Origin of the sequence: Parabacteroides sp. 20_3 (assembly GCF_964238835.1) — a bacterium.
Lineage (GTDB): Bacteria > Bacteroidota > Bacteroidia > Bacteroidales > Tannerellaceae > Parabacteroides > Parabacteroides distasonis.
In genome coordinates this window covers 328,309-348,477 of sequence record NZ_CAXSNO010000005.1, presented here as the reverse complement: position 1 = coordinate 348,477, position 20,169 = coordinate 328,309, and the positions used below count along the sequence as shown (strand labels likewise).

15 protein-coding genes are annotated in these 20,169 nt (G+C 45.0%); 9 read left to right on the top strand and 6 right to left on the bottom strand.

Annotated elements, in window-relative coordinates; all coding sequences use genetic code 11:
* Positions 1-52: 52 nt before the first annotated feature.
* The 4 genes from ACESPU_RS12720 to ACESPU_RS12705 all read right to left on the bottom strand — a co-directional run bounded on the left by ACESPU_RS12720 (position 53) and on the right by ACESPU_RS12705 (position 5,598).
* A complete protein-coding gene (locus ACESPU_RS12720) occupies positions 53-1,906 on the bottom strand; it encodes a DUF349 domain-containing protein (RefSeq protein WP_008780630.1) in 1,854 nt (617 codons plus the stop codon).
* Positions 1,907-2,122: 216 nt separating this feature from the next.
* Complete coding sequence (locus tag ACESPU_RS12715) at positions 2,123-3,358, bottom strand: sodium ion-translocating decarboxylase subunit beta (protein ID WP_005866596.1); 1,236 nt, start codon at positions 3,356-3,358, stop codon at positions 2,123-2,125.
* On the bottom strand, positions 3,358-5,283 hold the full coding sequence (locus ACESPU_RS12710; RefSeq protein ID WP_005861011.1) for a biotin/lipoyl-containing protein: 1,926 nt from the start codon (positions 5,281-5,283) through the stop codon (positions 3,358-3,360). Before ACESPU_RS12710 ends, ACESPU_RS12715 begins: the two co-directional genes overlap by 1 nt.
* Before the next feature lie 18 nt (positions 5,284-5,301).
* Positions 5,302-5,598 carry an OadG family protein gene (locus ACESPU_RS12705; RefSeq protein WP_008773957.1) on the bottom strand — a complete coding sequence of 99 codons (297 nt, stop codon included), beginning with the start codon at positions 5,596-5,598 and terminating at the stop codon, positions 5,302-5,304.
* Between the two features lie 333 nt (positions 5,599-5,931).
* On the opposite strand from ACESPU_RS12705, the gene ACESPU_RS12700 reads away from it, so the two are divergent.
* Positions 5,932-6,897 carry a tetratricopeptide repeat protein gene (locus ACESPU_RS12700; RefSeq protein WP_158532648.1) on the top strand — a complete coding sequence of 322 codons (966 nt, stop codon included), beginning with the start codon at positions 5,932-5,934 and terminating at the stop codon, positions 6,895-6,897.
* Between the two features lie 21 nt (positions 6,898-6,918).
* Here the strand turns inward: ACESPU_RS12700 and ACESPU_RS12695 are convergent, their stop codons facing one another.
* On the bottom strand, positions 6,919-7,851 hold the full coding sequence (locus ACESPU_RS12695; protein WP_044546112.1) for an Rpn family recombination-promoting nuclease/putative transposase: 933 nt from the start codon (positions 7,849-7,851) through the stop codon (positions 6,919-6,921).
* 524 nt (positions 7,852-8,375) lie between these two features.
* Here ACESPU_RS12695 and ACESPU_RS12690 point away from each other — a divergent pair.
* From ACESPU_RS12690 to ACESPU_RS12655, 8 genes are all read left to right on the top strand, one after another.
* Positions 8,376-9,596 (top strand): hypothetical protein, encoded by a 1,221-nt coding sequence (locus ACESPU_RS12690; protein ID WP_147342806.1) that lies wholly within the window; start codon positions 8,376-8,378, stop codon positions 9,594-9,596.
* Between the two features lie 20 nt (positions 9,597-9,616).
* Entirely contained in the window at positions 9,617-11,545 is a 1,929-nt protein-coding gene (locus ACESPU_RS12685) for a fimbrial protein (RefSeq protein ID WP_057326049.1), read from the top strand.
* Positions 11,546-11,577: 32 nt separating this feature from the next.
* Complete coding sequence (locus ACESPU_RS12680; RefSeq protein WP_158532649.1) at positions 11,578-13,647, top strand: hypothetical protein; 2,070 nt, start codon at positions 11,578-11,580, stop codon at positions 13,645-13,647.
* 336 nt (positions 13,648-13,983) lie between these two features.
* Complete coding sequence (gene rpmH, locus ACESPU_RS12675) at positions 13,984-14,136, top strand: 50S ribosomal protein L34 (RefSeq protein WP_005633099.1); 153 nt, start codon at positions 13,984-13,986, stop codon at positions 14,134-14,136.
* Between the two features lie 150 nt (positions 14,137-14,286).
* Entirely contained in the window at positions 14,287-14,913 is a 627-nt protein-coding gene (locus ACESPU_RS12670) for a PASTA domain-containing protein (protein WP_005861027.1), read from the top strand.
* A gap of 4 nt (positions 14,914-14,917) precedes the next feature.
* Positions 14,918-15,997, top strand: coding sequence for an RluA family pseudouridine synthase (locus ACESPU_RS12665; protein ID WP_005861030.1), 1,080 nt, complete (start codon positions 14,918-14,920; stop codon positions 15,995-15,997).
* Between the two features lie 2 nt (positions 15,998-15,999).
* A complete protein-coding gene (locus ACESPU_RS12660) occupies positions 16,000-16,992 on the top strand; it encodes a D-alanine--D-alanine ligase (protein ID WP_022191919.1) in 993 nt (330 codons plus the stop codon).
* Between the two features lie 6 nt (positions 16,993-16,998).
* A complete protein-coding gene (locus ACESPU_RS12655; protein WP_196008979.1) occupies positions 16,999-18,162 on the top strand; it encodes a 1-acyl-sn-glycerol-3-phosphate acyltransferase in 1,164 nt (387 codons plus the stop codon).
* A gap of 105 nt (positions 18,163-18,267) precedes the next feature.
* On the opposite strand, the gene ACESPU_RS12650 is transcribed toward ACESPU_RS12655, so the two are convergent.
* Positions 18,268-19,782 carry a hypothetical protein gene (locus tag ACESPU_RS12650; RefSeq protein WP_309431221.1) on the bottom strand — a complete coding sequence of 505 codons (1,515 nt, stop codon included), beginning with the start codon at positions 19,780-19,782 and terminating at the stop codon, positions 18,268-18,270.
* Positions 19,783-20,169: the final 387 nt, after the last annotated feature.

The window sequence follows — 20,169 nt, the reverse complement described above, 5'->3', positions numbered from 1 at the left end:
AACAACAAAGCCGTCTTTTTAAAGGACGGCTTTGCTCGGGTTTATGAGATTGTTATTCCAGATTCTCGTCGATGGCATCGATCTTCTTGACCGTTAAAGCCATATCCTCTTTCAGCTTTTCGATCTTGCGTTCCATTTCTTTCAGTAAACCGCCGCCGCCCTTGGAGGAAATGCTTAGGAAGCCGATGTTGTTTTCGTAAGTCTGAAGCTCGTTCTTCATGCGCTCGTACATACGCATCAACTTATCACGCTCGCTGAACAAACGGCCTTTACCTCTTTCGCCGCTGGTCATCTCGTTTAGGTTGTTGCGGAACGACTGCATCTTGCGATCGTTCTGGTCTACCTTCAAGCGATCGAATTGTTGGTCAACCGCCTCGTGATATTCCTTGTAGATCTTATCTTTCTCCTTGAACGGTACGAAACCGATCGTGTTCCATTCCGCCATATAAGACTTCAAGGTCGTGATAGCCTCATCATGTCCAAGGCTCTCGTCCATGCCCTTGATCTTAGCGATCAACTCTTTCTTAGCGGCCAAGTTGGTCTGCTCTATGCTCTTTTGGGAAACAACGTTCTTATTCTTTTGCTCGAAGAAATAATCACAAGCCGAGATAAAACGTTTCCAGACAGCGTCGGAATGCTTACGGGCTACCGGTCCGATCGTCTTCCATTCTTTCTGCAAAGCGATCATCTTATCCGTCGTATCCTTCCAGTCCGTACTATCCTTCAAAGCCTCGGCTTTCTCGCATAACGCACGTTTAGCGTCGAGGTTTTTCTCCATATCGCTCTTGATCGCCTTGTAGAACTCGCTCTTCTTCTCGAAGTAGACATCGCAAGCGGCACGGAAACGTTCGAATATCTTTACGTTATATTTTTTCGGAGCGAAACCAATCGTCTTCCATTTCTCTTGCAAGCCGATTACCTCCTTATTCTTTTCTTCCCAATCCTTAAACGATTTCAATGCGCTGAAATCAATCGCCTCGATTTGTTCGCAAATCACGGTCTTCGCATCCAGATTCTCCTGCTCTTTCGCTTTCAGTTTCTCGAAGTGCTCTTGGTGACGCTTATTGATCACGGTTGAGGCAGCTTTGAAGCGAGCCCATAAGTCCTCACGTAACTCTTTCGCTACCGGCCCGATCTCACGCCATTGCTGGTGCAGCTTCTGAAGCTGGTGGAAAGCGGAGATAACATCCGGCTCGTTACCTAGTTTCTCTACGGTTTCGCACAAGGCGGTCTTCAATTCCAGATTCTTCTTGAAGTCGTAATCACGGAACTGATTGTTTATCTTGATAATATCATAGAATTTCTCGGTGTAGATCTGATAGTTCTTCCAAAGCTCGTTCACGTGCTCTTGGGGAACGGCCTTCACCTCTTTCCATCTTTGTTGGATGTCCTTGAAAGAGTTGTATAATTTATTGAAATCATCTTGGCTTTCGCAAAGCTCTTTCAACTGGTCGATCAACTGCAATTTCAAAGCGTAGTTAGCGGCCTTTACACGCTCTTCCTCGGCGAGGATAGCGGCTCTTTTCTCTTTATAAGAGGTGAGCAAATCCTTGATCTTGTTCTCGGTTTCGTCAGCGGGGGCTGTAAAATCCTTTTCTTCGCCACCATCAGCGATGAATACTTTCTTAAGCTCTTCCACCTCGTTACGACGGATCTTGTAGTAAGCCTGTTTCAAAGCCTCTACTTCTCCACGGGAAGTCTCTACGGAAGTCTCAACAAGTTCGGTTAACTTAGCGAGAATTTCTTCTTTGGTTAATTTACCTGCGGCAATAGCAGCATCCGCCTCCGCTGTATCGTTGGCTTCAACGTCTGCGGTAGCATCGATTTCCGGCGTCTCAACCGGTTTTTTAGTTTCTTCCAATTTCCCGGCTTCTTCCGGCAAATTAGTCTCAAGAGTGTCCTTCATATACAATCGCTTTTAAGAAAAGGATAAATACATTCCTATATCAAGTCACAAATTAAACTAAATATTTTTGGATTACAGCATTTCGGGGAAATTATTTATCTAAAAAGTCATTTTGGATACTAATAGATGTTAAGGTTGGCCGATTTCTCCTGATTCCGGTTGTAGAGACGGGGCATGCCCCGTCTCCCACCATCTACTCATACTATTTAATCTTATTTATCCCAAGAAGGAAATCAACACGCCGGCAGCTACCGCTGAGCCGATCACCCCCGAGATATTACTAGCCATGCAATATTGCAAGACATGGTTCTTCGGATCATATTGCAACGCGATCTCATTCGCCACACGAGAGGCCATGGGTACAGCACTTAAACCCGTGGCTCCGATAAGCGGATTGATTTTCTTCTTGGTGAACAAATTGAAAATCTTAACGAAGAAGATACCTCCGGCGATAGACAAGGCGAATGCCAAGAAACCGCCGATTACGATACCGATTGTTGTCAGGTTCAAGAACGCCTCTGATGTCATGGTAGCTCCGACAGATAATCCAAGGAAGATCGTTGCAGCGTTCATGATGCTGTTGGAAGCGGCATCGAACAGACGGAACGTATTGGTTCCGATCTCTTTTACAAGATTACCGAACATCAACATACCGATCAAAGGAACGGAGCTGGGAACAAACAAGGCGACTACGGTAGTTACCACGATCGGGAAGATAATCTTCAATACACGCAAATTTTTGATCTCCATGTTAGAAGGGTATTTCTTCTCTTGTTCCTTCATGTTGATCCGTAATTCTTTCTTAGAACACAGTAGCTTAACGACCAACGGGATGATAACCGGTACCAAAGCCATGTAAGAATAAGCGGCGATAGCGATCGGGCCTAGCAAATGCGGAGCCAATTTAATGGTCGTGAAGATAGCCGTCGGGCCATCGGCGCCACCGATAATACCTAAAGACGCTGCCTCTTTCGGTGTGAATCCCATCAAGATCGCTACCAAAAGCACCGTGAAGATTCCCAATTGGGCCGCGGCGCCGAAAATGGATAGGCGAAGGTTGCGGAGCATTGGGCCGAAGTCGGTCAACGCACCGACACCCATGAAGATAATCGGCGGCAAGAAGCCCGTCTTGATCAACATATAATAGATGAAGTTCATCAAGCCAAGCTCGTGTGCGATATCATGCAGCGGCATTTCCCAGATGTTTCTCATCACGCCGTGTACATTAATCAACCCATTCTCATCCGCTTGAATCACTCCCATATCGCCTCCGGGGAAATTGGCGAGCAATACGCCGAACGCGATAGGCACGAGCAATAGTGGCTCGTATTGTTTCTTGATACCGAGGTAGAGCAATACGAACGCTATGGCATACATGATCAAGAACTGCGGTTCAGCAATGATATTGCTGAACGCAGTCATCTCATATAAGTTTTGAAATATCTCGTTCATTATTGAATCGTCATTAATACATCATCCTCAGATACGGCATCACCGGAAGACAGGCAGATCGCCGTGATCGTTCCCCCGAACTCGGCACGTACGGCATTGTATGTTTTCATGGCCTCCACGTAGCAAAGGACATCACCTTCTTTCACTACGTCGCCTACCTTCACCGGTGTATCGGAAGCGTTCTTTATAAGGAAGAATTTACCTTCCAGCGGAGAAAGCACCTCTTTTCCAGCGCCTGCGGGAGCATTTGTTGTCTCCGGGGCTGTCGGGGCGGGAGCCGCTGTCGGTTTAACTTCCGGAGTCGCGCTGTTGGTATCACCAAAAGCGACGGTCACACGGTAAGCTTGCCCGTTTACATCTACGGTCATGACTTGCGGAGTAGTCGGCATCGTTAATGCAGCGGCAGGTGCCGGAGCCGGTGCGGCTGGAGTGGCGGGTACCGTCGGTTTACCGGCGTTCGCTTTCTCTGCCTTACGTTTTGCCACGTCTGCCTTAAACTCGACCTTGGCCTTTCCGGAGCGATATGCCTCGTATTGAGCGGGGTGCATGGCGTATTCGAAGAGTTCTTCCTCATCCTCGCCAACTTCCCATTGCTTCTCGTTCATCAACTTTCGATACTTATCCAATGCGTCCGGATAATTGTCTTGAGGATTGCCCTCGAAGAACTGGCGGCCTTCGGCCTTCGCCTTCTCGACGATCTCGGGAGCCAACGGGCCCGGAAGACGTCCGGCCTTTCCGAGGATCATATCCCAGATATCGTCGGCGATCATGCTCCAGCGGGCTTTCCCCTTCTCCATCTGCATGACGTTCATCAAAGCTAGGTTCTTCACGTATTGGCTGAATGGAGTTACCAATGGAGGATAACCGACACGTGGCCATACGTAAGCTACCTCGTCGAACAACTTGATCAATAACTGGTCTTGAGACATCAGCGGTTTGTTGTTCTTTATATTGCTCTTGTTGATCGTCTCTAGGTTCTTCTCAAGGTCCGCCATCAAGCTACCCATCATACCGCCCGGAAGTCCCGGTCCGATCAGCAAGGAATTCATCAACCGGTTCTTCGGGCTGATATACAATCCCAAGAAATCATCCATGAATTCTTGAACCAAGGCACGAACCTTCATATAAGCCTCCATATTGATCTCGGGCACCTTATAACCGGCGTCCTTCAACATCGCCTGTACGGTCAGCAAGTCCGCATGTCCTGTACCCCAAGAAAGCGGCTCCATACCTACGTCGATATAGTCGCAACCCGCGTTACAAACCTCCATGATGGAAGCTACGTTAAAGCCGGGACCGGCATGGCTATGATATTGGATCGGGATCTCTGGATATTTTTCCTTGATATTGGCTACGATACGGCCTAATGTGTACGGACGTCCGATACCGGCCATATCCTTGATACAAATCTCATCCGCTCCGAGCTCGATCAACTCGAATGCCATCTTGGTATAATACTCAACCGTATGTACCGGAGAATGCGTGATACACAAGGAGCATTGTGAGATCATACCGGCCTCTTTCGCATATTTAATAGATGGGGCGATATTCCGTACGTCGTTCAAACCGCAGAACGTGCGGGCGATATCCGTTCCCTGCGCTTTCTTTACCTTATAAAATAGCTGACGTACATCGTCGGGTACCGGGCTCATGCGAAGGCCGTTCAACGCGCGGTCCAACATATGCGTCTGGATACCTGCCGCATGGAAAGGTTTTGTCCATTCACGGACCGCTTTATTAGGATTCTCGCCGAATAATAAGTTGACTTGTTCAAATCCTCCGCCATTCGTTTCCACCCGGGCGAAACAGCCCATCTCGATAATTGCCGGAGCGACTCTGGTTAGTTGGTCTACGGTCGGGACATACTTTCCGGCAGATTGCCACATGTCTCTGAAGACCAAACTGAATTTGATTTCTCTTTTCATGATATTAATATGTATTATTTATACTTTCTCAATTTTGATAACTTTCCCCTGTCCACGGGTCACGGCGCTGATTGCCGATACGATGGCGGCTGTCTCCTGTCCGGAAAGACTGCCGATTGCGGTGGTTTGCGTTGGAGTGGCCGTTTGTACCCGAACGGCTGCCGCTACTGGTTTCTTCGCTATGATCTCTTCCGGTGCGTATTTATTCACCAAGACGATAAGTCCTTTTCCCAGATTGATAACGATCAAAAGGATAGCAAATACGGTGGTCATTCCAACTACCATTAACAAAAGTCCTGTCTCTATATTCTCCATATTCTATATTTGTGGCTAGCTTAAAAGGTTTCTACAAAGGATTGAGCAACTTTCAGCCAAATTAAAAACAATCGCAAAATTATAAAATACTGGAAAACGATCTGTTACATTTTAATTAAAAAAATGAAAATAAATAAGCGAAACGGCCTTTTCGGTGAATGATTGTCAGCTTGAAAAAACATGTACGTGTTTTCCGAAAAACATGTACAACTTTTTCCAAAAACACGTACGTGTTTTTTCCGGCGCTTGTACGGCTGAAAATTCAAATATATTACCGTAACTTTGCGGTGGAATTCTAATAATGTAAAACTATAATAATTAAGGAATAAGACCATGGGAAATTTCTTTACATCTTTATTCTCTTCTTCCAAACCGGCCGAGGCGACGGAGGATAAGGCAAAGAACGAGCAGAAGAACTTTGATATCTTGAAATACGACGGCGTACGTGCTCAGAAGATGGGAAAACTCGCTTATGCGATCAAATGCTTTACGGAGGCACTGAATATACAGGAGGATTTTGAGACGATGAGCTATCTCGTTTCCGCTTATACGATGGCGAACGATCTAGGGAAAGCCGAGGACGTGTTGAACCGGATGGTTGAGATGGAGCCGGATCATATCGCTACCCGCTTGACTCGCGTTAACTTATTGTTTATGTTGGATAAGGATGCGGAGGTCATAACCGATTGTTTGCACGTGATCGAGCTAGAGCCTTCTAATCATGTCGCTTATTTCATGATGGCAAAAGCGAAGAAAGCGACGAATGACGTATTTGGCGCTATCGCCGACCTGACGAGATCGATCTCCTTGAAGGAGGATTTCGCCGATGCTTATTTATTGCGTGCGGAGATTCTTTTAGGACTGGGACAAGCTAAAGAGGCGCTGCCCGATGTGGAGAAAGCGATCGAGATCGTGCCGGAGGAGGAAAGTTCTTATTTATTGAGAGGACGTATTCATATGGCTTTAGGGGATATCGAGGCCGCGAATTCTGATTTCCAGCAGGTCCTAGATCTAAATCCGTTTAATGAGGACGCTTGTATCTTATCTGGTCAGTTACTGATCGAGCAAAAGAAATATGACGAGGCGATCGCTTTCTTCGACGAGGCGATCGAGACGAATCCGTCTTTTGCCAAGGCTTATAGTGAGCGTGGGCGAGCCAAGAATCTGAAAGGTGATAAGACCGGTGCGTTCGAGGACTTGAAGAAATCTTTGGAACTGAATCCAGAAAGCGAGGAGGCCCAGAAGATGAACGGACAGCATTCGAATTTCGATGATATGTATAAAGGGGGAATCTTTTGATTCCCCCTTTTTAAGTTTGCGCTAACAGTCCGCTATCTCTTCGGGAGAGAGCCCTGTGCAATTCGCTATGATCTCGATGGGAAGCCCTTGCTTTTTCAAGTTGGCGGCAATTTGACGTTTTTCTAGGTTCTGTCCTTCCGCGATACCCTCCGCTCTACCTTCCGCTTTACCCTCCGCGATGCCTTCTGCTCTGCCTTCCGCTCGTCCATCCGCATGCCCTTCTATCCATCCGGTCTCGATGACGCTCCTTTGATATCGAAGGGCTTCCATGTGGGCGTAGTATTGGCCCTTCTCGGAAGGGCTGAGTTTATCGATCCGTAACTTCTCCCGTGCTTCCGGCAATCCTTTGGCGGTGGCATGTTCATCTATTTCTCCTGTTTTTAGGAAATAGATCCATTCGTCGAGGGGTGTTTTCGCCAGTTCGTCAAACTCGTTGACACGTAATACGTAATATTCAGGAAAAATATCGCCGGCTTCTTGTTTGACGAATTGTTCCCGTTGGCGGGTGGATAGTTTCAATATATCGTCAAAATGAATACCTTTGAATTGGGTCTTCCCGTGATATACGTAATCTTTTCCCTGCCCAAGATCGAAATAGATAATGTTTACGGAGTAGATTTTCTTGATAGTACCGTATTTCTCTCCCTCATGAATATACTCGGTGACTGCCTTGGATGTGCCATATAGCATACGGTGAAAATAATCTAGCTCCCGGTTGTTTTGTACCTCGATGATTACCAGCTCGCCTTTACTGTTTTCTGCCAATACGTCTACGCGGTTGAACTTGTCCTCGCTATCCTCTTTGTTACCTTCGCTTTCTAGGATGCGGACAATAATCACGTTTTCCCCGAGAAGGGTGGATAAAAGACCTTCGAGGACTACAAAATTGGACTTTTGGCGAAGTAAACGTTTGATCGCCCAATCGAAACGTACTAACGATGATTTATTTTTCATAGTTATCTTGTTTATTTGTTTATACTTCCACAAAGATAATGAATTAAACGATTATCTTTGTTCCTATTCATAAAAAAGCAACCATGACCTATAATGTTTCTCTGGCAGCATGGGTATCTCTATCGAAATGATAGGATTCTCTATCGTTTATTTCAACAAACCTTAAATTGCTAGTTTTACCCCTTAAAGTTGAAAGTTCCGCCTATTCCATTCATTAATGTATCCATTTAATTTTGTCAGTGTAAAAAAATCCGCTAGCCTGTCCTTGGGAACTTCGTTCCGATAGGACTATATAACCTATCCTAATATTAAATCCTTATATTATAGTCTCTTATGCAAATCAATCCACTTTGGAGAAGAACTTATGAAAATTATCTTTACCTATTCTCAACAAGGTAAAGAGTTGATTCAGTCTTGTATGTCTTCTTTACTCAAGCCTGCCTAGACCTTCGTCCTATCGGAACTAAAACGATCCTTATATTCTAGACAATAAGGAATAAGTTAAACGAATAAAATATAGGGGTATGAAAATAAGGACAATAATCTCAAGTATTTGCTTGATGCTACTAGCGATCTCTTGCTCGATGGGGGATGAGGTGCTGGATGAGGTAGGCAAAGTTGTTACAGAGGAAGAATCGAGGACGGATATATATGCGGAATTCGACTTGGCTTTAACAGGTGGCACTCTACAAACTAAATCAGTAGGTACAGAAGCTCCGGATAATAATAAAACAACAGAAGGAGTTATCAATAGCTGTTATATAGCGGCATTCTTAGGGGGTGAAGATGCGTTAACAAACGGAAGTGAAATAATAGCCTCTGCTTTCTATAATACCTATCAAGGAGGTGATGCGATAGGCTCTGCACCTACGAAAGATAATCCTAATATTTATGCGTTGGGAAACCATATGATTATTAAGATTCCTGTAAGAAACGCGGATGCGACAGATAAACCTAAAGTGACGTTTGTGGCGGTCGCTAATATATTATCGGCCGATGCAAAAAAAGATCTGGATGGATTTGTGGCAAACTGCAAGACTTACGGTGATATATTGGGACGAAGAATTACTATGACAGATCCTAATATCTTCGTGAAGTTCGGTTCAGTAACTATATCTGATTATAAAGTGCGGGAGAAGGTATTGGATGAATGTGTTGAGGGAGAGAATTGTACCAAGGTTGAAATACCGGTATATCAACTTACGTCGGCTATTCAGTTGGAGGAGTTTAAGGTAAATAAGAAGGTACAAACTGGAACAGATTCGAATGGGGAACCTGTTTTCAAGGAAGAGACGGTATCCGATGCTAACGTTGTAAGCGTTTCATTATTAAACGCCGTTACTAGCACATATGTTAAAAAGGCTGATCCTAATGTGATTCTGAGATCTTCTCCTGTAGGTCCGCTTTCTGTAGGTGATGATAATCCTTTTCATCCGGATTATAATGATTCGAGTGTATCCCCAAAACCAACGTATGAGAATATTAGCGATATTCGTTTTTATACATATGCGAATGAAAGCAATGACGTGAATAAACAAACGGCATTGAAAGTCGTATATACGGTGAATGGAGTGGAATCTACAAGTACATTTAAGATAAAGACGGACGGCGCAGCCTGCGTACAGCCGGGGAATATATATAAACTGTATGTGACCATTACGAATGGCACGGCAGAAGGAACCTGCACGGTAAACGACTTTATATCGAATACGGTAACAGGAACTTGGGAAGAAGTAATAAAATAAACGGGTAAAATTAATAAGTTATGAGACTAAAGAATATACTATTTACGATAGCTGCCACGACATGGCTATTCTCTTCTTGCTCAGAGGAGACATTGGTTGACGGGCCTGTTATAAGTGGAGGAGAGGAGGCTACGATATCGGCTACTTTGTCCATAAATAGTGTGGAGACAAAGGCTGCTGCGAACTATGAATTTCCACAGGATGATGCCGAAAAGAAAATCAATAACTATGTGATAGCGGTTTTTGATCCGGAAAAAGCGAAAGTGGTTGGTTTAAGCTATGGTGAGCCGGATGCGAAGGAATCGTTTGAGGTAGAAGTCGTGGCTAAATGTTACGGGGAAAAACAGCCGATATTGACACTCGTTAATTTGCCGAGTGTTCAATGGGAAGCTTGTAAGGCTTATACGACATATCAGCAATTCAAGGATTTGGCGGTAGAGCAAGCAGGAAGTTTCAAATCCTCTGAATTGATAAAAATCGCGGAACAGTCTGAAACTCTAAATAAAGGTCAAATCAATAAATTTGATATCAAAGTGGATCAGTTGGTTGCACGCATTGATGTTTCGTGGAAATTTTCTGCTGGAGAAGAAGCTTCTTTCGATGTTTCCTCATTTAAAATAACAGGGATCAACCCGGAGTCAGACGTGGTTTTACCTGCGGGAGGCACCGTTTGTACGAATAGTAAAAAGAATAAATCAATGACTAGCTCATGGGATAAAACGGAGGAAGGCTGTATCAGCAGCTTCTCTTTTTATACTTATGAGAAAGCTACTGAAGGTTCTCCTATTGTAATCGAGATAACAGGCGTGTTAAAGGAAAGCGCTATGGATGAGGGGATGGCTCGGACTTTTAAGTATGAGTTGAATCCGGTGCGAAAGGCTGGAGTGTGTGAAACTACCGGTCTGGTTCATGGAAACTTATATAAGTTAGCAGGAACATTTGATTTGAAAGAGCGCAATATGAAATGGGCTTATAGTATAGTAGATTGGGTACCAAGAACGACGGATGTGAATGTGGAGAAAGGAAATTATTTGTTAGTTACGCCGTTGAAGATTACGATGCCGAATAAGATTACTGATGATAATAGTATATTTTACCAATCATCTTCGGCTATTAGCATTTCTTCAGATGAAATAAAAGTTTATATCCTGAAAAATAATCAGCAGGAACCAGTTGTAAATATACAGGGCATAAGTATTCAAGATATAGGTGATGGAATAAAAGGTAATATAAAAGTTATTAGTCCAATACCTGTGAATTTTTTACCTCGTGTCATAGAGTTTGTGGTCAGAAATAATAATGGGCTATCGGAGAAAGTGAGAATAATACAGTATCCACCATTGTTCTTATCTGCCCGTACTACTAAAGAATCTGTTTCTGGTAGTTTGAATAATAAGTCTATGTACATAGTAAATGTTTTAGTAGCTAATTTGAGTGATATATCTAGTACAATTATAAAAAATGGAAGTGAAACAGATAAAGCTGATTTTAACAAATTGAGTCAACAATACGTGAACTATCTAAAGCAGACAGTTGTGATAGGCTATCCTGCAATCTCAGGAGAAGGGAATACTGTGGATAGTGATGACAATAATCGTTTAATGTCTCCTCGATTTATGTTGGCATCTCATGCCGGTACTACTTCGAAAATGTCTTATACTGACGCTGTCGAACATTGTCGTGGTTATTCGGAGAGAGAGAAATCTGGTACTTCATATGTTACTCATAATGACTGGCGGCTTCCAACTCTTGCTGAGCTCTATATGATTGATTATTTGCAGAATGTACAAGGCTCTGGTTTCGATATGATTTTAACTGGAAGATTTTATTGGAGTTCCAGAAGATCAGAAGCAGTCCAAATGATGGATGCAACTACTAATAACCAATCGTCTACCTCAAAGGCTGCTACGGTACGTTGTGTTAGAGATGTCAAGGATGGTGAGATGTAAAGATTTTTATAGAATATAAAAACATAAGGAAAATGAAAAATTTAATATACATATTCTCAGTAATGTTTCTGGCATTATTCTCTTGTCAAGAGGATATATTGGAGCAATCAATAGAGAATAAAGATAGCGGTGATTTTGCTGTAGTCAATTTCTCATTGACTGTACCGGATTATTCTGTGAAAACAAAAACAGCGGCAGATGGCGTGAGTAGTTTATCTTTAATGACTTTTGATGAGGAGAACGTTTTCCTTGGAAAGGTAGATGTCTCTGCGGATTTGACAAGTGGAACTGCTAGGGTTCCAAAAGCGACTAAGTATATTCACTTTATTTGTAATTATAATTGGAGTGGATTTAACGAAGAAGCAAATAAAGGAAAAAACGAAGGAGAGGTTATAGCCCCTTTGGTAACAGGTGAGCTTGCTTTTTGGGGAAGGGCAGAAGTTTCTGATTTTAACCAAATGGTCAGTGTAAGTTTGTTGCGTAATTACGCAAAGGTAACGGTAGGTGTTGATGCAGGCGTGCAGGGCTTCACTATAGGAGGATATGGTGTGTATCACTATGCATCAAAAGGAACGGTGGCACCCTATAATGAGAACGGTGATAACACTTTTGATCGTAATGATAATGAGGTTTTGACTTTGCCGGTTTCTATGAAATATTCGGAAGGTTCAGACTTTGATACGAATGAAAAATATCTGTTCGAATCCCCTAACACAAGTGATAATACTACCTATGTGATCATTCAAAATGGCTCTAATGGCAGATATTACAAAATACATCTATTAAATTCAGAGAAGAAAGCTTATAAGATTGAACGAAATTTCAACTATGGCATTATAATCAAAGGATTTACAGGCGGAAGCAATAGTGGTGCCGAATCATTGGAGGATGCGAAGAAGAGCGCTCCTTCTAATGACTTGTATGCGGAGATATTGAAAGAATCCCCAATTATTTCAGATGCGAATGGAAATCGTTTGGTGGTGGATAAACTGATTCATTTATTTACATCATCTTCAAATTTAAGTGTACAGGCCAACTACTATCCCAATGGATTGTCTACGGCAAATAATACGGACATGAACGTTTCCATATTGGAAGATCAGGGAAATATCTTATCGAACTTGAATATAACGAACGGGTTAATAACTGCGAAGGTCGCTCATGTGGAAAAGGGAAGTCAAACGGCGAAGATTCGAGTGAGCAAAGGTGTTTTGTCCCGGGAGATAACTGTCATTGCTTCTGAGATGTATACATTTAATCCATATACGCCCCTAATCTATTATGCGGGCAAAGATCAGAAAATCGACTTGTCATTCACTATTCCTTCAGACTATCCGAGTTTCCCGGTAGAGTGTAAGATTCATGCTACGAAACTTTATCCCGTGGGTGATGATCAGAATATGTTGATCGTATATGAGGATAATACGTATTATTATATCTATGAAGCCGTGTCTTCTGGTCCTCAAACCGTGTCGTTTAAAACGAGTGTCGATAATAGTAATGGAATTGTAACTATAGAAAATGAGAATTTTCAGACAGCTAATATAAATGTTAAGAGCACGAAGGATTTCCCGATAAATGGATCTGCATCATATTATCATTCTGGCAATTGGGGATCGTACTGGAGTTCTGTTGGTAAGAATTCGCAGATTTCATACCGTATAGCTGGAGGAAAATCTGGAAATATATCAATCATGGATGATGAGGGTAGTTATTCTATGGCAAGCTCTATTTTGGAGAAAGTTGACGATAATGCGACAATAACGTTCTCTTATAAAAATAGTAAAGATTATACGGTCTCGATGTCTGTAAGTGATTACAAGAAGAATCCGAATATCAATTTATTACCGGCAATGACTGGTTCTATAGAATATGGATATTATTGGGGGTGGAGCTGGGAGAGTGAGGGATATCCTCCTACTGTAAGTTGTTTGAATGGTAGCATGCCTTGTAGCAATGGAAAGTATACTTATACGTATTACGGTAATCCCAGCAAGGGTATGACAGTTAATATTACATATAATAAAAACGGAAATACCTATAGAGCTAATCCTTCCATAGAAGATTTAGCCGAAGGTTCTGATATTCGATTGGCAAGATAATGGGTTCCCATCCATCATGTGAATGACGGATGCGGGGAGCGTGCGGCACACAATGGATTGAATTTGTTTTACACGTAGGCTGCACCTCCTCCCCGGCCCTTTACCTCATATAGCATTCGTGCTTTATCGATGCCATTCATTCCGTAAGGAGATGGGTGGCATCGCTTTCTTCATTTGCCGATGACGTTAACTTACTTGCCCCATGCAGTTAACTTGCTTTGGTCTGATATCAAAGGTTCTTGTGTAAAAAATTGCGCAACCCTTTGTTTATTAAAAAAAAGGCTCTATCTTTGCAGCCCGAATAAGTATGCAAATAATAATAAATAATATAGAAAGATGAAAAGAACATTCCAACCTTCCAACAGAAAAAGAAAGAACAAGCATGGCTTCCGTTCAAGAATGGCTACCGCTAATGGCCGTAGAGTATTAGCTTCTCGTCGTGCTAAAGGCAGAGCTAAATTAACGGTATCTGACGAATACAACGGATAATTAGTCACGTTCTAAAGATTTATAAAGAAAGTAGAGGTTTTTTCCTAAAAAGCCTTTACTTTCTTTGTTTTTGTAGTATTGCTCTGGTGGATATTGGTCTATATGCCGTTTTTTTTCTACTTTTGAACCGCCTACAAATACATACGTGAAATGAGTAACTTTTTTGTAAAACTGATAAAGAATCCGTTTGTCATCAATCTCTTGTTGGTGATAGTCGTGTCGTGCGGCGTTGTTTATGGCGTACTGGCGTGGCTGGATTCTTATACCCGCCATAATCAAGCGGTGGTCGTTCCGGACGTGAAAGGAATGAAGCTAGAGGACGCCGCCGAGTTTTTCGGGAATAATAAGCTACGCTATAACGTGATCGATTCCGTATTCTCGAAAGATGTGGCTCCGGGCTCCATCGTGGAGTTGGTTCCCGGTGTCGGATCGAAGGTGAAAGAGGGGCGGATCGTCTTTGTTACGATTAACGCGTTGACCTCCCAGATGGCCGTGATACCGGAGGTGGAAGACTTATCTTTCCGTCAGGCGTATGCCTTGCTGCGGGCCCGTGGCTTCTCGTCGGTCGAGATAGAGTATGTGCCGGGCGATTATAAAGATTTGGCGATGGGGGTGGAGTTAAACGGGCGTACCTTGCTCAAAGGGGAACATGTACCGTTGACCGCTCATCTGGTATTGAAAGTAAGCAGTGGCGATCCGAATATGCTTCCCGACTCATTGGCTTTGGATAGTATTCCGGTAGAACCATTGGATAGTGATATAGAAAACTGGTTTTAAGGGAATGGACGAGTTTTTGGACGATATGGATGATGAACAGGTAGACGACCTGTTGATGCCGGAAGAAGACGAAACATCGTCGAGCCAGATGTATGAGCATTTCCGTTTCGTAGCGGACAAGGGGCAATCCCTGCTCCGGGTGGATAAGTTCTTGGTAGACCGTATGATGGGCGCTACCCGTAACCGCATCCAATTGGCGGCTGAGGCGGGTTGTATCTTGGTGAACGATAAGCCGGTGAAAAGTAATTACCGGGTGAAACCTTTGGATGTGGTTTCTATCGTGATGGATCGCCCACGCCGGGAACTGGAGATTATCCCCGAAGATATCCCTTTGAATATAGTATATGAGGACGATGATTTGCTGGTGGTGAATAAGCCGGCAGGCTTGGTCGTACATCCCGGTCACGGTAATTATACCGGTACGTTGGTGAATGCCTTGGCTTATTATTTGAAGGATGATCCCTATTATGATCCTTCCGATCCTCGTTTAGGCTTGGTACACCGTATCGATAAGGATACGTCGGGCTTATTGGTGGTGGCTAAACGCCCGGAGGCCAAGAGTAACCTAAGCCTGCAGTTCTTCAACAAGACAACCAAACGTAAATACCGTGCCTTGGTATGGGGCATCGTTCAAGAGGATGAGGGGCGTATCGAGGGAAATATCGGTCGTGATCCTCGTGACCGTATGCAAATGACCGTCTTCCCGGAAGGCGATCAAGGCAAGACTGCCGTCACCCATTACACCGTGTTGGAACGTTTGGGCTACGTGAGCTTGGTGGAGTGTCGTCTGGAGACGGGGCGCACGCACCAGATCCGTGTACATATGAAATATATCGGTCATACGCTTTTCAACGATGAGCGGTATGGCGGACATGATATCTTGAAAGGAACAACTTTTACTAAATATAAACAGTTCGTGCAAAACTGTTTCGCTATTTGTCCACGTCAGGCCTTGCATGCTAAGACGTTGGGGTTCGTTCATCCTACTACGGGAGAGGAGATGTTTTTCGATTCCGAGATTCCTTCCGATATGCAGCAGCTGATCGACAGATGGCGTGTATACGCGAACACTAAAGAACTATAAAAATGAAAAAGAACATCGCTATCGTAGCAGGGGGAGATTCCTCCGAGATCGTTATTTCATTAAAAAGTGCGGACGGAATCTACTCTTTTATTGATAAAGACAAATATAATTTATATATTGCCATCGTTAAGAGGGATGAGTGGGCGGTTATACTTCCTAGCGGGGAACATACACCAATTGATAAGAATGATTTTAGCTTCAAGGAGAATGGCGTGACGAGGCATTTTGACTTCGCTTATATAACGATACACGGTACTCCGGGCGAGGACGGACGTTTACAAGGATATTTCGATATGATCGGTATGCCTTACTCGTCTTGCGGGATGCTGGTGAGCGCTTTGACATTCAATAAATACGTATGTAATCATTACTTGAAAGACTTTGGTGTAAAAATTGCCGCATCCATTCATTTATTCAAGGGAGAGACTATTACGGACGAAGAAGTCGTGACTCGTTTGGGTTTGCCTATTTTCGTGAAACCAAACGATGGGGGTAGTAGTTTTGGCGTGACGAAGGTGAAAGAGGTCTCCGCTATCCAGCCCGCTATCGCTAAGGCGTTTGGGGAAGGACGTGAGGTGATTCTTGAGAGCTTTATCGATGGAACGGAAGTGACATGCGGTTGCTATAAGGTGGAGGGTAAAGAGGTTGTCTTTCCTTTGACCGAGGTGGTTACGGATAACGAATTCTTCGATTTCGACGCAAAGTATAACGGGCAGGTGGACGAGATCACTCCGGCCCGTATCTCCGCCGAGTTGACGGAGTTGATACAGCGCAAGACATCAAGGATCTACGATATATTGGGCGCCAAAGGACTGATTCGTGTGGATTATATTATTCCGGCAGACGGGGAGCCTGTCTTACTGGAAATAAACACGACACCGGGAATGACGGCTACCAGCTTTATCCCACAGCAAGTACGTGCGGCGGGATTGGATATAAAGGATGTCATGACAGACATTATTGAAGACGAACTCAAAAACAGAAAAACAAAATGAATAGATATGGATACAGAAACAGTTTCCCCTAATTTCGACGACATCCGTCCGCTGAACAACAGTGAGGTGAAGGACGCGATTGAAAAATTGGTCGCCAATGAGGATTTCGAGCGGGCTTTACGTTACATAAAGCCGAATTTGAATTGGGAGGAATTCTCAGTTGCCATGCGTGCTTGCAAGACGAAGGAGGAGTTTAAATCTACTCTGGCCTATGACGCTGTAATGACGGTGGCGAAAAATACTACTTTCTCGCTTACTATCTCAGGGCGTAGCCGTCTGCCGAAAGATAAGGCGGCCTGTACGTTTATCTCGAACCATAGGGATATCGTATTGGATGCCTCCTTCTTGAATGTCATGTTATATGATGTGGGGTATGGTATGACGCAGGTCGCTATCGGCGACAATCTTTTAATCCGTCCGTGGATCGAGACATTGGTACGCTTGAACAATAGTTTTATTGTGAAGCGTGGCGTTTCTGTTCGTCAGATGTTGGAGGTCAGCAAGACGCTTTCCGCCTATATCCATCATGCGATCAAGAATGTGAACGAGTCTGTATGGATCGCCCAGCGTGAGGGACGTGCTAAGGATTCGGACGATCGTACGCAGGGCAGCGTATTAAAAATGTTGAGTATCGGCGGTGATAAGGATAATCTGTTGTTGAATTTGATGGATTTGAATATCGTGCCGGTCGCTATCTCCTACGAGTTTGATCCTTGCGATTTCTTGAAGGCGAAAGAATTTCAGATGAAGCGGGATGATCCGGATTTCGTGAAATGCCAGCGGGATGATCTATTGAGCATGGAAACGGGTATCTTGAACAATAAGGGTCGTGTCCACTTTACGATTACTTCCCCGATCAATGATTCCTTGGCTAAACTGGACAAGGATATGGAGAAGAATGAGCTGGTAAGCGCTATCGCGTCCGTTATCGACCGGGAGATCTATAAGAACTATCGTTTCTATCCGTGCAATTACGTGGCGTATGACTTACTGAACGGCACTCGTCGTTTCCAAGAACATTATGGTCCGAAGGATAAGAAGCTATTCGAGGAATACTTGCAAGGACAATTGGATAAGATCGTCCTTCCGAACAAGGATGAGGCGTTCTTACGTAAGAAGATCTTAGAGATGTACTCCAATCCGCTGAAAAATTATCTGACAACTTTATAAGCGGCCTTTATCGGCTATGCGTAGCGGTTCGTACTTGATCCGCCCTTGATCCCCTCTTTCCGGCGAGCATGCCACCTTCGGGTGGCAGCCGCCGGAAAGGAGGGATTATCTTTTTTGCAGGAATTCGTCCAAGGATTCCTCTTTCTGCAATCCAAGTTTCTTGCGGATACGGCTGCGTCCGGAGTTGACGCTGGGACGGGAGATGCCCAAGGCCAACGAGATCTCGTCCGTGCTCTGCTTCAGGTAGATCAGCATGCAGAGCAGTTCGTCGGATTTGGTCAGTTCTGGGAAGTCCTTACGCAAGCCGGGCAGGAAGCGAGGGTACAGGGCAGCGAAGGATTGGCGGAACCGCAACTCGTCCTCGCCGCTCAGCAAGGAGGGGTTGAGCTTCTGGCGTACGCTGTCGATCACCTCGTTATGGGCGGCTTGCTCCAGCTCGGCGCTCAGTCGCTCATTGCGGCGGTTCAGTTCTTGTTGGGTAGCGAGGAGATTATCCAGCCGTTGACGCTGGATCTCCCGCTCACGTTGGTGAAGCCGGCGACGTTGGAGTGCGTAGACAATGATCCCGGTCAGCAGGCAAATGGCTAGGATCAGGATGACGCGCGTATAAACGAGCGAACGTTCCTTCAAGGCCACTTCGGCGGATAAGGCCCGATTCTCCTGCTCCTTCCGTCCGGTCTCGTAGCGTACGTTGGCACCAATGGCGTACCGCTGTTTCTCCGCCAGTTGCAACGAGTCGTGTATCTCCTTGTATTCCGGGTAGATCTCGGCCATCTTGTCTCCCTTCTTTTGTTGGGCGTAAAGGTTGAGCAAATGCCGTCCGGTCCAATCCATCATATCGTTCGCCTCGTATTTCTTGTAGAGAGCGTAGGCCTCTTCCATCAAGGGGAAGCCTTTTCCCGGCTTTCCGTCGCGTACGAGGCAGGCCCCCAGCATGAATTTGAAAAGATCTTGATACCCCGCGGAGATCGCTTCTTCCTCTTCTATCAATTCCTTGTACCCTTCGAGGGCGGCAGGGATAGAGTCGGGCACATATTCGTAGTAATAATTGTAAAGTATGTTTTTGGCGGCGAGGACATAGGCGTTCTCTTTCAGCTCCTCCCCTCTCTTTAAGGCCTGCCGTGCGTAATATAAGGTAGAGTCGTGCTGTTCCAGCTCCCAGAATATCCCGGCTTTCATCCGGTAGAGGTCGCTGATGGTAAAACTATCCAACTGGAGGGAGTAGTCGATGGAGCGTGAGATGGCCTCCATAGCCTTGTCGTACAATCCGAGGTCGCTATAGGTGGAGGAGAGGTCGGCGAAGGTGTAGACGAAACCCCGGTTGAGCTTCTCGGGGTGGGCTACGCACCAGTCCATGGCTTCCTGTATGACTTCCACCTCTTTTTCCCGCATTCCCTTGCGGCGGTAATAATGGCCGAGGGTAGAGAGCAGGTCGGCCGGATCGTCGGCGGCATCGGGGTGGAGGCGATAGACGGCGAGGGCCCTTTCTTGCACACGGATCGCATCCGAAGGGTCGCGGCGGAATTTATAGAGCGTGTTGGCTACCGCTTGGGCGATACGGATCTCTAGCCACGGGTCGTCGGAAGGGGGAAGAGCGGCGAGGCTGTCGGCGAGGCGCAAGGCCTCCTCCCGGTTGTCGCGGTCGTTGAGCTGCCGGAGTATCTCCTTGGTATCGGGCGGAAGCTGCCGGGAGAGGGAGCCGTCCGCGGGAGGCGTGTCGTGCCGGCAAGCGAGGGTGGCTAGCGAGAGGAGGGTGGCTAGCAGGAAATGCGTGATGTCTCTCATCTGCGTAGGATTTTATGGTTTATCGCGAATATACGCCGTTTTTCATGGAAAATAGCGTGTCCCGGGGGATAAATCGATTGAATCATCTATTGGTTTTTTATCCGTCCGAAGGCCCGGCGGCGTACCTTTGACTTGTCCGTACCACCGGTGCCCCGAGCGGCGTGTCAATTAAATTGATGATCGCATTTCGTGCGGATAAGGCCGTTGTTGAGGACTTGTTGA